The 16,451-nt window shown below is 68.3% G+C and carries 16 protein-coding genes; 4 read left to right on the top strand and 12 right to left on the bottom strand.

What is annotated here, in order from left to right:
- The first annotated feature begins 133 nt into the window (after positions 1–133).
- Together BLT19_RS11390 and glgB are read left to right on the top strand one after the other, a co-directional pair.
- Positions 134–2,101, top strand: coding sequence for an alpha-1,4-glucan--maltose-1-phosphate maltosyltransferase (locus tag BLT19_RS11390; RefSeq protein WP_091493883.1), 1,968 nt, complete (start codon positions 134–136; stop codon positions 2,099–2,101).
- On the top strand, positions 2,098–4,302 hold the full coding sequence (glgB, locus tag BLT19_RS11385; RefSeq protein WP_172825623.1) for a 1,4-alpha-glucan branching protein GlgB: 2,205 nt from the start codon (positions 2,098–2,100) through the stop codon (positions 4,300–4,302). Before BLT19_RS11390 ends, glgB begins: the two co-directional genes overlap by 4 nt.
- Here the strand turns inward: glgB and BLT19_RS11380 are convergent.
- Positions 4,299–5,264, bottom strand: coding sequence for a tetratricopeptide repeat protein (locus BLT19_RS11380; protein ID WP_091490135.1), 966 nt, complete (start codon positions 5,262–5,264; stop codon positions 4,299–4,301). The two genes, glgB and BLT19_RS11380, sit on opposite strands and share 4 nt — an antisense overlap.
- Positions 5,261–7,117, bottom strand: coding sequence for a glycosyl transferase (locus tag BLT19_RS11375; protein ID WP_172825622.1), 1,857 nt, complete (start codon positions 7,115–7,117; stop codon positions 5,261–5,263). The genes BLT19_RS11380 and BLT19_RS11375 overlap by 4 nt, the downstream gene beginning before the upstream one ends.
- A gap of 177 nt (positions 7,118–7,294) precedes the next feature.
- On the opposite strand from BLT19_RS11375, the gene BLT19_RS11370 reads away from it, so the two are divergent.
- Positions 7,295–8,347: an AI-2E family transporter gene (locus tag BLT19_RS11370; RefSeq protein WP_091493875.1), complete on the top strand. Its 1,053-nt coding sequence runs from the start codon at positions 7,295–7,297 to the stop codon at positions 8,345–8,347.
- Between the two features lie 3 nt (positions 8,348–8,350).
- On the opposite strand, the gene BLT19_RS11365 is transcribed toward BLT19_RS11370, so the two are convergent.
- The 9 genes from BLT19_RS11365 to rpsB form a co-directional block, all read right to left on the bottom strand.
- Positions 8,351–9,073, bottom strand: a complete 723-nt coding sequence (locus BLT19_RS11365; protein WP_091490124.1) for an alpha/beta hydrolase — start codon at positions 9,071–9,073, stop codon at positions 8,351–8,353.
- Position 9,074: 1 nt separating this feature from the next.
- Positions 9,075–9,359 carry a hypothetical protein gene (locus BLT19_RS11360; RefSeq protein ID WP_091490120.1) on the bottom strand — a complete coding sequence of 95 codons (285 nt, stop codon included), beginning with the start codon at positions 9,357–9,359 and terminating at the stop codon, positions 9,075–9,077.
- Positions 9,360–9,363: 4 nt separating this feature from the next.
- Positions 9,364–10,101 (bottom strand): aggregation-promoting factor C-terminal-like domain-containing protein, encoded by a 738-nt coding sequence (locus BLT19_RS11355; protein WP_091490115.1) that lies wholly within the window; start codon positions 10,099–10,101, stop codon positions 9,364–9,366.
- A 64-nt stretch (positions 10,102–10,165) separates the two neighbouring features.
- On the bottom strand, positions 10,166–10,741 hold the full coding sequence (locus tag BLT19_RS11350; protein ID WP_091490111.1) for a DivIVA domain-containing protein: 576 nt from the start codon (positions 10,739–10,741) through the stop codon (positions 10,166–10,168).
- Positions 10,741–11,730 (bottom strand): phosphatidate cytidylyltransferase, encoded by a 990-nt coding sequence (locus BLT19_RS11345; RefSeq protein WP_091490106.1) that lies wholly within the window; start codon positions 11,728–11,730, stop codon positions 10,741–10,743. Before BLT19_RS11345 ends, BLT19_RS11350 begins: the two co-directional genes overlap by 1 nt.
- Before the next feature lie 7 nt (positions 11,731–11,737).
- Positions 11,738–12,292: a ribosome recycling factor gene (gene frr / locus BLT19_RS11340; RefSeq protein WP_091490103.1), complete on the bottom strand. Its 555-nt coding sequence runs from the start codon at positions 12,290–12,292 to the stop codon at positions 11,738–11,740.
- A gap of 80 nt (positions 12,293–12,372) precedes the next feature.
- Entirely contained in the window at positions 12,373–13,092 is a 720-nt protein-coding gene (gene pyrH / locus BLT19_RS11335; RefSeq protein WP_091490099.1) for a UMP kinase, read from the bottom strand.
- Positions 13,093–13,174: 82 nt separating this feature from the next.
- Positions 13,175–14,002: a translation elongation factor Ts gene (gene tsf, locus BLT19_RS11330; protein ID WP_091490095.1), complete on the bottom strand. Its 828-nt coding sequence runs from the start codon at positions 14,000–14,002 to the stop codon at positions 13,175–13,177.
- Positions 14,003–14,039: 37 nt separating this feature from the next.
- Positions 14,040–15,026 (bottom strand): 30S ribosomal protein S2, encoded by a 987-nt coding sequence (rpsB, locus tag BLT19_RS11325; protein ID WP_091490090.1) that lies wholly within the window; start codon positions 15,024–15,026, stop codon positions 14,040–14,042.
- A gap of 316 nt (positions 15,027–15,342) precedes the next feature.
- Here rpsB and BLT19_RS11320 point away from each other — a divergent pair, with 316 nt between their 5' ends.
- Entirely contained in the window at positions 15,343–15,891 is a 549-nt protein-coding gene (locus BLT19_RS11320) for a murein hydrolase activator EnvC family protein (RefSeq protein ID WP_231917628.1), read from the top strand.
- Here the strand turns inward: BLT19_RS11320 and BLT19_RS11315 are convergent.
- Positions 15,882–16,451, bottom strand: coding sequence for a DUF3060 domain-containing protein (locus BLT19_RS11315; RefSeq protein WP_091490081.1), 570 nt, complete (start codon positions 16,449–16,451; stop codon positions 15,882–15,884). The two genes, BLT19_RS11320 and BLT19_RS11315, sit on opposite strands and share 10 nt — an antisense overlap.

Raw genomic sequence — 16,451 nt, 5'->3', positions numbered from 1 at the left:
CGGATCCGCCAAGACCGTGAAGACGAAGGCGGATGCCTCCGGGCCCGCGCTCTGGCGCAGTGCGGCGCCCCTCCCGGTCCGACCGATCGCCGCCTCAGCCGGAGCCCACCCGACCCGGACCGGCCGCATCCCGCTGGCGCAGCCGTTCCCATCCGTTCCGGACGGCGCGTTCCGTCCCAAGGCGGTCGTCGGCGAAGTTGTCCCGTTCCGCGTCACGGCATTCCGTGAGGGGCACGACCTGATCGGGGTGCACGTGCGCCTCACGTCTCCGTCGGGCGACGAGTCGCTGCACCGTCTGCATCCACTCCATGACGGCTTCGACCATTGGGAGGTCTCCGTCGTGCCGCTCGAGCAGGGTGTGTGGACATTCCGCTTCGAAGCGTTCGCCGACGAATTCGCCACGTGGGAGCACGCGGCCGACCTCAAGATCGAGGCGGGGGTCGACGCGCCGCTCATGCGCGAGATGGGCGCCCGGCTCTTCGAGCGCGCCGCCGCGGAGAAGGGCACGCCCGGACCCGACCGGAAGCGGCTCGAAGGCGCCGCCGCGGCCCTTCGAGACCCCCAGATCGCCGACGAGGCCGCCCTGACGATCGTGCGCGATCCCGAGCTGGCACGCTTCTTCCAGACCCGACCGCTGCGGAGCCTGGCCAGCGTGGGACCCGATCAGCAGCTGCTCGTCGAGCGCGAGCGGGCAGGTGTCGGCGCCTGGTACGAGTTCTTCCCGCGGTCCGAGGGTGCGAAGCTCCAGAAGGACGGTTCGATAAAGAGCGGGACGCTCCGAACCGCCACCAAGCGTCTGCCGGCGGTGGCGGCGATGGGCTTCGACGTCCTGTATCTGCCTCCGATCCACCCGATCGGAGCGACGAACCGCAAAGGTCGCAACAACACCCTGGACCCGGGCCCCAGCGACCCGGGCTCGCCGTGGGCGATCGGCGGCGCGGCGGGCGGACACGACGCCGTGCATCCGGACCTCGGCACGCTCGCGGACTTCCGTGCCTTCGTGCGCGCCGCCGCGGCGGAGGGCCTGGAGGTGGCGCTCGATTTCGCACTGCAGGCTGCGCCCGACCATCCCTGGGTGACGGAGCATCCGGAGTGGTTCACGACCCTCCCGGACGGTTCGATCGCCTTCGCGGAGAACCCGCCGAAGAAGTATCAGGACATCTACCCGATCAACTTCGACAACGACCCGGAGGGCATCTACGCTGAGGCGCTGCGCGTGATCCGCCACTGGATCGCGCAGGGGGTGAAGATCTTCCGCGTCGACAACCCGCATACCAAGCCCCTGGAATTCTGGGAGTGGCTGATCTCGACCGTCAACGCGCAAGAGCCCGATGTCATCTTCCTCGCCGAGGCGTTCACACGCCCCGCCGTCATGCGGGGCCTGGCCGCTGCCGGATTCCAGCAGAGCTACAGCTACTTCACCTGGCGCAACACGAAGGAGGAACTTGAGGAGTTCCTGACGTCGGTGTCATCCGAGACGGCGGACTTCATGCGGCCGAACCTTTTCGTGAACACGCCGGACATCCTGACCGAATACCTCCAGTACGGTGGTCGGCCGGGATACAAGATCCGCGCCGCGATCGCCGCAACCGGCGCGCCGACCTACGGCGTGTACGCGGGCTACGAGTTGTTCGAGAACGTCGCACGCCCCGGCTCGGAGGAGAACCTCGACAACGAGAAGTACGAGCTGAAACTGCGCGACTGGACGGCTTCAGAAGCAGCCGGCGATTCGCTGGCCCCGTACCTGACGCGCCTGAACGAGATCCGCCGCGCACACCCGGCATTGCGTCAGCTGCGGAACTTCCACGTGCAGTGGAGCGACGACGATGCGATCCTCGTGTTCGCCAAGCGCATCGATGCGGAGCTGTCCCCCACCGGGGTGGCCGACACGATCATCGTCGTCGCGAACGTCGACCCGCATTCGGTCCGTCAGAGCATGGTGCACCTCGACACGCGCCTGTGGAACGTCCCGCTCGGTGAGGCCTACCAGGTGGAGGATCTCATCACCGGGGAGCAGTGGACGTGGGCCGACCACAACTTCGTCCGACTCGACGCGTTCCACGAACCCGTCCACATCCTGCACGTGAAGGAAACACCATGACAGACCAGACCGGCACACGAATCGCCCCGGTTCCGGACGAAGTGCTGGATGCCGTCGCGGCAGGCTCGCACCATGACCCGCACTCCGTGCTCGGCATGCATCCCGGATCCGACCCGTCGGGAGCGGTGGAGTGGACCGTGCGCGCCCGTCGGCCGCTTGCCAAGAGCGTCACGGCGGTCTTCGCCGACGGCACCCGCGTCCCGCTCGAGCATGTGCGCGCGGGCATCTGGGAGGGGACGCGTTCCGGCGAGGCGGCCGGATACGAACTGGTGGCGAGCTATCCGGACGCCGCGGACTACGTCGCCGAGGACCCCTATCGCTTCACCCCGACCATCGGCGAGCTGGACCTGCATCTGATCGGCGAGGGCCGGCACGAGGAATTGTGGAACGTCCTCGGCGCCCATGTGCGCACGCACCAGGGGGTGCTGGGGACCTCGTTCACCGTCTGGGCGCCCAACGCCCGTCTGGTTCGGCTGGTCGGCGACTTCAACGGCTGGGACGGCACCGGTCACGCGATGCGCTCGATGGGCGGCACCGGCGTCTGGGAGCTGTTCGTGCCGGGCCTTGGCGCGGGAGCGATCTACAAGTTCGAGATCCTCTCCCGCCACGGGCAGTGGGTCGTCAAAGCCGACCCCATGGCGCGGTACGCGGAGATTCCGCCGGCGACCGCATCCGTGGTGACGGAATCGTCGTACGCGTGGTCGGACGACGCCTGGATGAAGGCGCGCGCCAAGTCGACGCCGGTCTCGCAGCCCATGTCGATCTACGAGGTGCACCTCGGCTCGTGGCGCACGGGACTGTCGTACCGGGAGGCGGCAGACGAGCTCATCGACTACGTGGGTGCGCAGGCCTTCACCCACATCGAGTTCCTCCCCCTCGCGGAGCATCCGTTCGGCGGATCATGGGGGTATCAGGTCACCGGCTACTATGCCCCGACCAGCCGGTTCGGCAATCCAGATGATCTGCGCTACCTGATCGACCGCCTCCACCAGGCCGGCATCGGCGTCATCATGGACTGGGTTCCCGGCCACTTCCCGAAGGATGCCTTCGCCCTGGCCCGTTTCGACGGCGATCCGCTCTACGAGCACCCGGATCCCCGGCGCGGTGAGCACCGCGACTGGGGCACGTACATCTTCGATTACGGCCGCAACGAGGTGCGCAACTTCCTGGTCGCCAACGCGCTCTACTGGTACCAGGAGTTCCACGTCGACGGGCTCCGCGTGGATGCGGTCGCCTCGATGCTCTACCTGGACTATTCCCGGGAAGCCGGCGACTGGCTGCCGAACATCCACGGCGGGCGGGAGAACCTGGAGGCGATCCGGTTCCTCCAGGAGGTCACCGCGACCGCCTACAAGCGCTACCCCGGCATCGCGATGATCGCCGAGGAATCGACGAGCTTCCCCGGTGTGACCGCGCCCACGAGCCAGGCGGGTCTGGGCTTCGGGTTCAAGTGGAACATGGGATGGATGAACGACACGCTGCAGTACATCGCGCGTGACCCGATGTACCGCTCGCACCACGAAGGAGAGCTCTCGTTCTCGTTCGTCTACGCGTTCAGCGAGAACTTCATCCTTCCGATCAGCCACGACGAGGTCGTGCACGGCAAAGGCAGCCTGTTCACCAGGATGCCCGGTGATCACTGGCAGAAGCTGGCCAACATGCGTGCCTTCCTCGCCTACATGTGGGGCCATCCCGGCAAGCAGCTGCTGTTCATGGGTCAGGAGTTCGGCCAGCTCTCGGAATGGGCCGAAGGCCGCGGCCTGGACTGGTGGATCCTCGACCAGCCCTCGCATGCACAGCTCCAGGAGTTCGTCGGAAACCTCAACCGCACCTACCGCGATCACTCCGCCCTGTGGGCGCGCGACTCCGACGGGGCGGCGTTCTCGCGTCTGGGTGCGCCCTCGTGGAATCCGAACGTCATCGCCTTCTCGCGTCGTGACTGGCACGGCAACACCGTGGTGGTCATCTGCAACTTCTCGGGCGAGCCCGTGCACAACTTCGCGATCGACCTTCCCGAGCCGGGAGTCTGGCACGAGATCCTCAACAGCGACGCCGAGGCCTACGGCGGGTCAGGCGTGGGCAACATGGGCGTCGTCCACGCGGATGACTCCGGGCGTACGACGATGGTTCTGCCGCCGCTGGGCGTGCTGTGGCTGCGTCACGACCCGCAGGCGCACATCCCCTCGCCCACCAGGGGCTAGAACAGCAGCGACGTCAGACGGCCGCGCGCGCGCAGGACGCGCGGGTCGGAGTCGCCGATCAGCGCGAACAGTTCGAGGAGCCTGGTCCGCACCGCGCCGCGCTCGTCGCCGGGCAGGACCGAGAACAGATCCAGGAGGCGGCCGAACGCGTCTTCGACGTGTCCTCCCGCCAGGTCCAGGTCGGCGACGGCGAACTGCGCCTCGACACCGGTGGGGTCGGCGGCGGCCGCTGCGCGAGCCTCCTGCGGATCGAGCCCCTGAACGCGCTGGAGCAGGCGCACCTGGCCGAGGCCGGCGTGCGCGTCGGCGTCCCGCGGGTTCTCCGCGATCGCCCGCTCGTACGCCGAGATGGCCCGCGCGTAGTCGCCGGCTTCGATCGCATCGAATGCTTCGGCGTGCAGCGGGGGGATCTCGGGCTCGGCGGGCACCGAGGCATCCTCACCCTCGTCGCCCGCCTCCAGCGCCAGCGTCCCGGTGACGCCGTTCTGCGCCGCCAGCTGCAGCAGCTGCGCGAACACCTCTCGCACCTGCTGCTCGGGAACGGCACCGGTGAACAGCGGCACGGGCTGACCGCCCAACAGGGCGAGGACCATGGGGATCGACTGCGCGCGGAAGGCCTGCGAGAGCTGTGGGTTGGCGTCGACATCGACCTTGGCCAGCAGGACGCGGCCCCCGAGTTCCAGGACGACCCGTTCCAGGATGGGGCTCAGCTGCTTGCACGGGCCGCACCACTCGGCCCACAGGTCGATGACGACCGGGACCGTGCGCGAGAGTTCGAGCACCTGCGGGAAGGTCTCATCGGTGACGTCGATGACCAGCGAGCTCACCGGGGTGTGGGCACCTGCGGGGCCACCGGGGCCCGCCGCACCGGCGGGGTGCCCTTCGCCGGGCTGCGGACGATTTCGCAGCGCGGAAAGGTCGACAGCGCCGCGGAGGGCGGCACCGGGGAGGGCATCGGTCACGGGATCACCTTCGCGTCGAGGATGTTGGAACTGTAGCCGAGGAGACGGATCTTCTCCGTCGAGCCCTGACCCGGCACATAGAAGAAGAGCTGGTCGCTGAACGTCGTCGTGAAGCCGGTCGCGGATTGCTCGACACCCGCCAGCGTCTTGACGGTCTGATTGGTCTCGAGCTTGATCACGGCATCGGCGTTGGTCGGCTTGACGGTGTCGACCTCGTCGACGCTGACGGCCACGATCGCGCCGCTTTCCAGCGTGGCAAGTGCCAGAGGATCGTACGCCCCCGCGACCGAGTCGAACGACAGGCTGCCGGTGGAGGCCGCGGTGGTGTTGAACTGGTCCAGGCGTTTCTGCCGGTCGGCGGCGATGCCCACGCGGAACTGGTCGCCCTCGGTGTCGAACTGACCGAAGTACGCGCTGTTCTCGCCGTTGTTGAGGATGTCGGCGTATGCGGTCGCGACCTGGTCCGGCGCCATGACGAGGAACGACGAATCGGGCGGCACCTGGGTCGCCCCGACGTAGGCGGGCGCAAGGTCGGGCATCTCGGTGGATGCCTCCAGGCTCGACAGGTACGAGAGCTTGTAGGGCGACCACGCGTCCTGCTGCGTGAGCAGCATGATGCTGGCGGTCTTGTCGGCCGTGTCATTGACGACCGCCATGACCGACCGCGGCCAGCCGTCGTACGCCTGGGGCAGCACGATCTCGATCGGCTGCGTCGGGATCTCCAACGGAGCCTTGTAGTCGGCGATCGTGCCGCGCAGCGTGTAGTTCGTGGTGCGCTCGGCCAGGACTGCGCCGTCCAGCCGGGAACCTGCCAGAGCGGGATCCAGCGCGGCATCGGCATCGGCGGCCGTGCTCGCGATCCGATCGATGATGCGCTCGGCCTGGGCCTCGGTGACTGCGGGCGCCTGCTGCCCCTCCGGCACGATCACGCTCGCCGAGGGGCTCGGCGTCGCGGTGGGTGCCAGCTGCGGCCATGCGTCGGCGGAGCATCCGGTGAACAGGAGTGCGGAGACGGCCACGGCGGGCACCACCGCGAATGCCCGTCGGCCGCCGGTCACGGACCGCCTGGTCGGGGCGCCTGAGCTGATCACGCCCTTGTCCGCGCTCTCGACGGACAGATCGATCGGCTCGGTCACCGGCAGCGGCAGCCCCTTTCGGCGCGGCCCCTTCGAGCGGCGCACGTGGCGGATGCCGAGGACGTAGAGCAGGAGGCCGATGGCCATGAGGATGCTGCCGCCGACGATCAGCGGTCCGGCCCACGGGGTCGAGTTGGCGATCGGCCAGGAGACCGTCACATCGCTCGGCGCGGCAGCGACGCCGTCGGTGGCGACCAGGACGCTCATCTCCTCGGGCAACTGGAGCGGGGCGATCAGCAGGTCCGTCTGCTGGAACTCGTCGAGCCACAGGTCCGAGCCGATCGGGCTGCGTGCCGCCTCGGCGTCGGTCGTCGCGGGGTCGGCCTCGGCAGCCGGCGAGTCGGCCGTCGCATCGTCTGCCGTCGCATCGGTGCCTTCGGTCTCCGGTTCCGCGGTGGGCTCAACGGATGCCGAGTCGATCTGACCGTCGGAGCCGAGGGAGATCTCGTTATAGGTCGTGTCTGAGAGCCATGCCCTCATGTCGGCGGTGCGTCCGTAGGCGGCGAAGATCTCGCCCTCTGCCTGCGCGCGCAGCGTCTGGGCTCCGGCGACGCTGTTGAGGACCGCGCCGTCGATCAGCAGGTAGGGCGCGTCCTCGGAGACCGACAGATCCGCCGTCTCGGTCGTGGGCCCCTGGAAGACGGTGCGCTGGGCGATCCCGGCTCCGATCATCAGCGCGGCGAGCACGAATGCCGCTACAGCCCATACGAAACGCACGAATACACCTCTCCTGGACCCGCGAATGTGGACTGCGGGCCGTCGACTCGACATTTCAGACTAGCGAAACCTGCCTGAATGTCGCCCGGGAGGTGCGCTTGCACGATCTGGAGGCCACCTATGCGTATCCTGACGAAGCAGCCGTACTCGCCCTCGCCGGGACAGTCAGGAGACACCGTGAAGGTGCACAACCCATTCCGCGTCGCCCTCGTGGCGACGCTCGGCGTCGGCGTCGGCCTGCTGCTGATCGGCAGCGTGCAGACGCTGTCCACCATCCTGCTGTACGTGGGGACGGCGCTGTTCCTGTCCCTGGGCCTTGAGCCCGTCGTCTCCTTCCTGGAGCGCCGGAAGCTCAAGCGATGGCTGGCCGTGCTGATCACGATCGTCGCGGTCCTGGCGATCTTTGCAGGCATCATCCTCCTGGTGCTGCCGATCATCACCTCGCAGATCGGTCAGCTCGTCGGTCAGATCGAGAAGCTGATCACCAGCGGCACGTCGATCGACGATGTCAAGGCGTGGTTGCAGGGCGTCTTCCCCAACCTCGACGTCGAAGCCGTCTTCACCTACATCGAGACCTGGCTCGGCACCCTCGATTTCGCCTCGATCGGCGGCGGTGTGATCGCGGTCGGCGCGACCGTCCTGTCCGGCATCGGCGGCGCCTTCATCATCCTGATCCTGACGATCTATTTCACGGCGTCCACCCCTAACCTGAAGAAGGCCGTCTACCAGCTCGTTCCGGCATCCAAGCGCACCCGCTTCATCGACCTCTCCGAGCAGATCACCGACTCCGTCGGCTACTACGTGATGGGCCAGGTGAGCATGGGCGTGATCAACGGCGTCCTCAGTGCGATCTTCCTCTCGATCATCGGGGCGCCGTTCCCCGCGGTGCTCGCCGTCGTCGCATTCTTCTTCTCGCTGATCCCGCTGGTGGGAACCCTGACCGGGTCGGCGATCATCGTCCTGACGTGTCTGATCCCGGGCCTCGGGTCGCCCACCACCGCGATCATCGCCGCCATCTACTACCTGATCTACATGCAGATCGAGGCGTACGTGATCTCGCCCAGGATCATGAACCGCGCTGTGTCCGTCCCTGGTGCAGTCGTGGTCATCGCCGCCCTCGCCGGCGGCTCGCTCCTCGGCCTGCTGGGTGCGCTGATCGCCATCCCCGTGGCAGCGTCGGTCCTCATCATCTACCGCCAGGTCGTGATCCCGCGCCAGAACGAGCGGTGACCCTCAGCCGGGCAGCGTCCCGTTCCACTCGACGGGGAGCGGGAGGGCGTCCGGGTTGACGGCTGCCACGATCTCGGTCAGCACACGGCGCGTCTGCGTCTCACCCACCCACAGGTGCTTGCCGCCTTCGACCGGGATCAGCACGGCTCCTGGCACACTCGAGAAGCGCTCGACCGCAGCATCCGGCCGGAGATAGTCGTCGAATTCGGGGATGAGGGCGATCAACGATCGGCCGTCGCCGGCCCACGCGGCGACCTCCTCGGGTGTCGCGCGGTGCAGGGGCGGAGACAGGAGGATCACCCCCTCCACGTCGTGATCCCGTCCGTACTTGAGGGCGATCTCGGTGCCGAAGGACCATCCCACCAGCCACGGGCGCGGAAGCTGTCGCTCGTGCACGAAATCCATCGCGGCCGCCAGATCGAAGGCCTCGTTGCGACCGCCGTCGAAGGCCCCCTCGCTCGTCCCGCGCTGCGACGAGGTGCCCCGCGTGTTGAACCGCAGGACGGCCAGGTCAGCCAGAGCCGGCAGTCGGGCGGCGGCCTTGCGGAGGATGTGCGAGTCCATGAAGCCGCCGGCGGTGGGAAGCGGATGCAGCGTCACGAGCGTCGCGACCGGGTCGCGGTCCTCGGGGGTCGCCAGCTCGCCCACGAGCGTCAGGTCATCGAGCGTGGTGAGCTCGATGTCCTCACGATGAGCCGGCAGCAGCAGGGGTCCGCGAATCTCCATGTCAGCCGATCCTCCAGCAGTGCGTGTGCCAATGTCGCCGCGCCGCCAGGTCGGCGTGGTCTCCGAGCACGCCGTCGGCGCGCCAGGCGACCAGGTGCGCGACGCCGGGCTCGACCGCGCGGCCGCAGCCGGGGCAGAGATAGGACTTGGTGGCCTGCGCCACGCCCACCGGCTGCACGATCCACTCCCCGCCACGCCGGGTCTCGGTGCGCTTCCAACCGGCGATCAGCCGCTCGAGCGAGCCGTCGTCCGCATCCTCGGACCGGCGGCGATTGGACCGCGGCATCTGCTCAGTACCAGCCGACGCTCTCGGAATGCCCCCACGCGCCGCACGGGCTGCCGTAGCGACCGCCGATGTAGCCCAGGCCCCAGGAGATCTGGGTCGCCGGGTTGGTCTCCCAGTCGCCCCCGGCCGACGCCATCTTGTTTCCGGGGAGAGCCTGGGGGATGCCGTACGCGCCGCTGCCGGCGTTGTACGCGTTCACGCGCCAGCCGGACTCGCGGTTCCAGAGCGCAACGAGGCACGCGAACTCGCCGTCTCCCCACCCGCGCGCGAGGACCATCTCGTAGGCGATCGCCTGCGCGGTGCCCGGATCGGGTGTGATGAACGGCGGAGCCCAGGACGAGGATTCGGAACCCGACTCCTCCGTCTGGGCGAGCGTCGGAGTCGGCGTGGGGGTCGGAGTCGGGGTGACGTACACCTCGTAGGTGCCGCGATCCAGCTGGAGGGCGGCGACCTCGCCCGCTGTCTCGGCCGAGACGAAGCTCTGCGTGTCCCTGAGCGTGCTCGTGTACAGCGAGATCGCCGGCCGCTCCTGAGCCTGCGCTTGGGAGAGCGCGACGCCGGTCGGTCCGATGTAGGCCGCAACGAACCCCACGGCCGCAACGGCCGCGAAGACGCCGAGCACGTGGCGCCGGCGCGACCAACGAGGGGCGGGTGCGACCGGGCGGGGGGCGGTCTTCGCCGGGATCGCGAGATCCGTCCGTGGTGTCCACGGGGCGGGTGTCATCTCGTTGCCGGAAGTCACAGTGAGGCGAGTCTACCCAGGCTCGCGCAGAGCCGCCATCCGCGCGACGACCGGCACCGGTCGATCACTTGACTGCGAGCATGACCTCGATCACGGCGTCCAGCACTGCGTCGACCTGGGACTCGCGATAGCCGCCGCGCTGCATCCGGAACGCGACCGAGCGCACCTGCTCCACCGAGATGGACTCGCCCGTCTCGAGGTAGCGCGCCAGCTTGTCCGAGACCATGTCGACCTCGTCGATGCGATAGCCGTAGCGCAGTGCGCTGACCACGTCGAACCGCTGGCCTTTGGGGCGCGACAGCCGATCCAGCACGGCCTGTGCCGTCTCACGGGTCTGTCCGACCCACGCGTGCACGCCGCCCGAGGTCACCGCGAGTTCCCGCTCGCGCGCTGCGAAGGCATCCTCGATGCGCCCCAGCGCAGCATCCACTGCACCGATGCTGTATCCGCGTCGGACCAGCGGGAAGGCCACTTGGCGCACCTCCGCGGAGGTCATCGGCTCTCCCCCGTACTCGAAGGCGCCGCGCGCACGGGCCAGGAAGGCGTCCACCGCCTTCTTCTCGTATCCCTTCACGGCGCCGCGGGTCTCGGCGAAGGTGATCGCGGGGGTATCGGGGGTGTGCGTCGTGTCCGTCGTCATCATGCCGCCAGAGGGTGGAAGAGGTAGTACAGCGCGAGCGCCGCCATTGCAGAGGGGAGGATGGAATCGAGGCGGTCCAGCACGCCGCCGTGTCCAGGCAGCCACGAGCTCATGTCCTTGATGCCGAGGTCGCGCTTGATCATGGATTCACCCAGATCGCCCGCGGTGGCCGTGCCGAGGATCACCGCGCCGAGGACCAGTCCGGTCCACCAGGGCAGCTCCAGCATGAACAGCGCCAGCAGGACACCGGCGGTGAGGGCGGCCAGCGCTGCGCCGGCGAAACCCTCCCAGGTCTTCTTGGGACTGATGCGAGGCGCCATCGGGTGCTTGCCGAAGGTGAGCCCAGCCGCGTACGCACCCGTGTCGGCGGCGACGACGATCACGATGAACGCGAGGACCCACCATTCGCCGCCGTCCTGACGCAGCAGGATCACGCACAGGCTGGCCAGGAACGGGACGTAGAGCTGGATGAGGCCCCCGATGAGCACATCGCCCAGCACGGCGCCGTACGTCCGGCCGTCCTTCGCGAACATCTGGCCGATCAGTCGCCAGACCACCACCACCGCAACCGCGACGAACACGGCGACCCAGTGCAGCCACAGTTCGACGAAGTAGCCGGAGAGCACGAGCGCCGAGCCGACCACGAGCTGCGGGACGACATCGACCTTGCGGCCCGCGCTGATCAGCGCGCGACTGAACTCGAACGTCCCCAGCACTGTGGCGGCGAGGGCGAAGACGAGGAACAGCCACTTCAGGAAGATCAGCGACACGATCAGCACCGCCCCGAGCGCAAGGCCGAGCAGGGTCGCGACGATCAGGTCGCGACCGGTGCGCTCCTTGATCCGCTCGTTGGCCTCCTCGAACTCGGCGCGCGCGTGCGCCACCTGGTTCTCGAACTCACTGCGCGCAGCACGGACGTGGGACCGCCGGGTCAGCGGCGGGTCCGACGGTGCGTCGTGTGCCGGCTGTTCGCCGGAGGAGTCGGTCATCGGCGGATCAGACCTCGAGGAGTTCTGCCTCTTTGCGCTTGAGCGCGTCGTCGATCGCGTCGACGTGAGCCCGCGTGATCGCGTCCAGCTCTTTCTCCGCGCGAGTCAGCTCGTCCTCGCCGAACTCGCTCTTGAGCTCATCGAGATCGTCCTTCGACTTGCGGCGGATTCCGCGCACGTGCACTTTCGCGTCCTCGCCCTTGGACCGCACGAGTTTGACGAACTCGCGCCGGCGCTCCTCGGTGAGATCTGGCAGGGTCACGCGGACGACGTTCCCGTCGTTCGTCGGGTTGGCACCGAGGTTCGGCATGTCGCGGACGGCCTGCTCGATCGCCTTCAGCGCCGACTTGTCGTACGGCGTGATCAGAAGCGTCCGCGCCTCGAGGTTGGCCAGCGACGCGAGCTGCGCGAGCGGCGTCGGAGTCCCGTAGTAGTCCACGAGCGTCTTCTGGAACAGCTGCGGGTTGGCGCGACCCGTGCGAACGGTGGCGAAGTCGTCCTTGGCCGCCTCCACAGCTCGATCCATGCGCGTTCCGGCCTCGGCCAAGACGTCCGCGATCATTGGAGCTCCCATCGGTAAGTGCAAGATCTCAGTCTATTGGGCGCGAGCCCGTTCCCACGCGGTTCCGCGCGGCGCCGCGCTCAGGCGGTGACGAGCGTGCCGATGGGCTCGCCCAACAGTGCGCGCGTGACGTTGCCGGCCGGCTCCATGCCGAACACGCGCATGTCCATGGCGTTGTCCATGCACAGGCTGAACGCCGTCGAGTCGACGACTTTGAGTCCGCGCTGGAGGGCGTCGAGATACGTGATGCGGTCGATCTTGGTCGCCGTCGGATCCTTGTGCGGGTCGGCCGTGTACACGCCGTCCACTCCGTTCTTGGCGACGAGCACCTCCTGCGCGCCGATCTCGAGGGCACGCTGTGCGGCGACCGTGTCGGTGGAGAAGTACGGGAGCCCCGCGCCGGCCCCGAAGATGACCACGCGACCTTTCTCCATGTGCCGCTCGGCCCGCCGCGGGATGTACGGCTCGGCGACCTGCGTCATCGAGATCGCGGACTGCACTCGCGTGGCCGCACCGGCCTGCTCGAGGAAGTCCTGGAGTGCGAGGGCGTTCATCACGGTGCCGAGCATGCCCATGTAATCGGCGCGGCCGCGGTCCATGCCCCGCTGGCTCAGTTCCGCACCGCGGAAGAAGTTGCCGCCGCCGACCACCACGGCGATCTCGACCCGGTCGACCGCCTCGGCGATCTCCCGGGCGATCTGGCTGACGATGTCGGGGTTCACTCCGAGCTGACCGCCTCCGAATGCTTCGCCGGAGAGCTTCAGGAGCACCCGTCTGGTACCTGTCGCCTCATCGATCACGTGTCATCCTCTCGTCGTTTCCAAAGTTATCGAAGGCATGAGAAAAGGCCCGCATCGAGATGATGCGGGCCTTTCCCGAGTATTACGCGCCGACCTTGAACCGGGCGAAACCGGTCAGAGTGAGTCCGGCGTTCTTGGCCACCTGCGCCACCGAAAGCTTGTTGTCGCGCGCGTAGTCCTGATCGAGCAGGGCGACCTGCTTGAAGAACGCGTTGACGCGGCCTTCGACGATCTTCGGCAGTGCGGCCTCGGGCTTGCCCTCGCCGCGGGAGATCTCCGTGACGATCTCACGCTCCTTGTCGACCTCGGCCTCGGGCACCTCGTCGCGCGACAGGTACGTCGGGTTCGCGAACGAGATGTGCTGGGCGAGCGAGCGCGCCGTTTCGGCGTCGTCTCCGGTGTAGGCCAGAACCACGCCGACCTGCGGGGGCAGGTCTTTGCTGGTCTTGTGCAGGTACACCTCGAACTTGTCGCCGGTCAGCGTGCGCACGCGGCGCAGTTCGACCTTTTCGCCGATGATGGCCGCCTCGTCGGAGATCAGCTGGTCGACCGTCTGGTCGCCGGCCGGAGCGGCCAGTGCGGCCTCCGCCGAGTCGGAGCCGGCCGCGCTCGCAGCGTCGGCGACCTTATCGGCCAGCGCGATGAAGCGGTCGTTCTTGGCGACGAAGTCGGTCTCGCACGCCAGCTCGATCAGCGTGACCTTGCCCTCGCCCTCGCGGGCGGTGACCAGTCCCTCGCTGGTGGAGCGGTCGGCGCGCTTGGCGTTGCCCTTCGCGCCCTTCAGGCGCAGGATCTCGACGGCCTTCTCGACGTCTCCGTCAGCCTCTTCGAGTGCCTTCTTGGTGTCGACCATGCCGGTGCCCAGCTGCTCGCGCAGCGCCTTGATGTCGGCGATCGTGAAGTTTGCCATTGTGCGGTGAATCCTTCGGGTGTGTCTGGTGGACGGATTACTTTGCGTCAGCGGCCTCGGCGGCCTCAACTGCCTCGACGCCCTGGCCCGCGGCATCCGCGATGGCCTCGTCGTGCAGTTCGGCGCCCGCGGCATCCGCCGCAGTCTCGGTGGCGGACTCGCCCTCGACGGCCTGCTCCGCCTCGACGGCCTCGGCCAGGTCGGTCGCGGCGATCGCCTCGTCGGCGACCTTCTCGGTCTCGGCGGAGGACTGAGCCGGCGCACCCGACTCCAGAAGCTCGCGCTCCCAGTCGGCCAGCGGCTCGGCTGCCTCAGCCGACTCGTCGGTCGGGTTGTGACGCTGGATGAGGCCCTCGGCGGCCGCGTCGGCGATGATGCGCGTCAGCAGGCCGACGGAGCGGATCGCGTCGTCATTGCCGGGGATCGGGTACTGGAACTCGTCCGGGTCGGCGTTCGTGTCGAGGATGCCGATGACCGGGATGCCGAGCTTCGTGGCCTCGTTGACGGCCAGGTGCTCGCGCTTGGCGTCGACGACCCAGATCGCCGACGGCGTCTTGGTCATGTTGCGGATGCCGCCGAGCGACTTGTGCAGCTTGTCGAGCTCGCGCTTCTTGAGCAGGAGCTCCTTCTTGGTGAAGCCGCTGTTCGCGGGGACCTCGTAGTCGAGCTCCTCGAGCTCCTTCATCCGGGCGAGGCGCTTGGAGATGGTCTGGAAGTTGGTCAGCAGACCACCGAGCCAGCGCTGGTTGACGTAGGGCTGGCCGACGCGCGTGGCCTGCTCCGCGAGGATCTCCTGCGCCTGCTTCTTGGTGCCGACGAAGAGGATCGTGCCGCCGTGGGCGACGGTCTCCTTGACGAACTCGTACGCCTTGTCGATGTACGTCAGCGACTGCTGCAGGTCGATGATATGGATGCCGCTGCGCTCGGTGAGGATGAAGCGCTTGACTTTCGGGTTCCACCGGCGGGTCTGGTGTCCGAAGTGCACGCCGCTGTCCAGCAGCTGGCGAATGGTGACGACGGCCATGGCCGTACTCCTGTTCTCGACGCACGAGTGCGTCGCTTGCGGTTGTGTATCGCCTGACCGTGTGGCCGGCGAGCCTGGTGCCCGGCTCACGCCCGCTGACAGAGTTGTGCCCTGAAAGACCGGTGGGAGTGGATGCCGCACGTTCGAGGACCTGGGGTCCTCGGTGTGCTGTGGGCACGCGGATTCACCTCGACGAGCGAGATGTCCTCCCAGTGTATCAGGTGGGCCCTCCTCCCCAGGCGCCTGCGCGACGGCAGCAGTCCGCCGATCAGCACGTTCTCGGGCAGGCGGATCGTGCGAGCGGGACACTGACCGGATGATGTTCGATCATCCGATTCCGGCGCGGGCCGCACTGGTCGCGCTGCTGGTCGCGCTGCTGGCGGCACTCGCGCCTGCTGGACCGCCCGCACGCGCCGACGACTCCGTCGCGCTGACCGACCTCGGCTGGGTGTGGCCGCTGGATCGGATGCGGATCGTCGCCCCCTTCGTCGCGCCCGCTCACCAGTACGAACCCGGTCACCGGGGCATCGACATCCGGCCGTTGGATGACGGCGAGGTCAGTCTTCGATCACCCGCGGATGGCATCATCGCGTTCGCAGGTCGGGTCGCCGATCGCAGCGTGGTCACGATCGATCACGGCGGGGGCCTGGTGACGACGCTGGAACCCGCGGAGGCGATCGCGGCCGTCGGGTCGGAGGTGCGCCGCGGTGACCTCGTGGCCACGGGCTCGATCGGCGGGCACGCCGCCCCAGGGGCCGTGCACTTCGGCGTCCGTTCGGACGGCCGGTACATCAACCCGATGCTGCTGCTGGGCGGTGTGCCTCGAGCCGTCCTCCTGCCGTGCTGCGAGGCCCTTCAGTCCTGACCGACCTCGTTGCCCCCGCCGCTGACCTCGACGGAACCGACCAGTTGCGCGTCGACGTCGTTGTCGTTGCCACTGATCATCACCGAGCCGATCTGGCCGGTGGCCGAGACCTCGTTGCGGTCGCCGCGGATCGACACGCCGCCGATCGTGCTCGCCGTGACCTCGTTGTCCTGTCCGCCGATCTCGAGCGTGCCCAGCACGCCGGCGTCGACCTCGATCCGATCCCCGCGGAGGATGAGTTCGCCGACCGCGGCGCCCGACAGGTCGACGTGCCGGTCGGCGCCGTTCACGGTGACGGACGGGCAGTCGCCGGTCAGGTCGGCCGCCCCTGCTTCGGCCGCGATCGTGACCGGCTGCCCGGCGCAGTCCTGCGTCGCGTCATCGGGCAGCCGGGTGCGACCATCGTCGGTGAGGGACGGGAAGGGCACCGGCGAGATCGCCTCATCGGCAGGCCCGGATGCCGGGATGTTGACGGTCAGGCATCCCGCCAGTGCCAGGGCGGTGGCGGTCAACGAGGCCGTCGCGAGGACCGACCTGGCGCTGCGTCGGAAGCTGCTCAT

Source organism: Microbacterium pygmaeum (assembly GCF_900100885.1).
Lineage (GTDB): Bacteria > Actinomycetota > Actinomycetes > Actinomycetales > Microbacteriaceae > Microbacterium > Microbacterium pygmaeum.
Note: the sequence above shows the minus strand (reverse complement) of the source record. Positions and strands in the feature narration are given on the sequence as shown.

Bases quoted from the DNA above. Each gene is read 5' to 3' on its own strand.
- rpsB (WP_091490090.1), bottom strand. From the start codon at position 15,026: ATGGCCGTCGTCACCATTCGCCAGCTGCTGGACAGCGGCGTGCACTTC.
- BLT19_RS11360 (WP_091490120.1), bottom strand. From the start codon at position 9,359: ATGCCGCGGTCCAATCGCCGCCGGTCCGAGGATGCGGACGACGGCTCG.
- BLT19_RS11320 (WP_231917628.1), top strand. From the start codon at position 15,343: ATGATGTTCGATCATCCGATTCCGGCGCGGGCCGCACTGGTCGCGCTG.
- frr (WP_091490103.1), bottom strand. From the start codon at position 12,292: ATGATCGCGGACGTCTTGGCCGAGGCCGGAACGCGCATGGATCGAGCT.
- BLT19_RS11365 (WP_091490124.1), bottom strand. From the start codon at position 9,073: ATGGAGATTCGCGGACCCCTGCTGCTGCCGGCTCATCGTGAGGACATC.
- BLT19_RS11345 (WP_091490106.1), bottom strand. From the start codon at position 11,730: ATGACCGACTCCTCCGGCGAACAGCCGGCACACGACGCACCGTCGGAC.
- BLT19_RS11350 (WP_091490111.1), bottom strand. From the start codon at position 10,741: ATGACGACGGACACGACGCACACCCCCGATACCCCCGCGATCACCTTC.
- glgB (WP_172825623.1), top strand. From the start codon at position 2,098: ATGACAGACCAGACCGGCACACGAATCGCCCCGGTTCCGGACGAAGTG.
- tsf (WP_091490095.1), bottom strand. From the start codon at position 14,002: ATGGCAAACTTCACGATCGCCGACATCAAGGCGCTGCGCGAGCAGCTG.
- BLT19_RS11315 (WP_091490081.1), bottom strand. From the start codon at position 16,451: ATGAGCAGCTTCCGACGCAGCGCCAGGTCGGTCCTCGCGACGGCCTCG.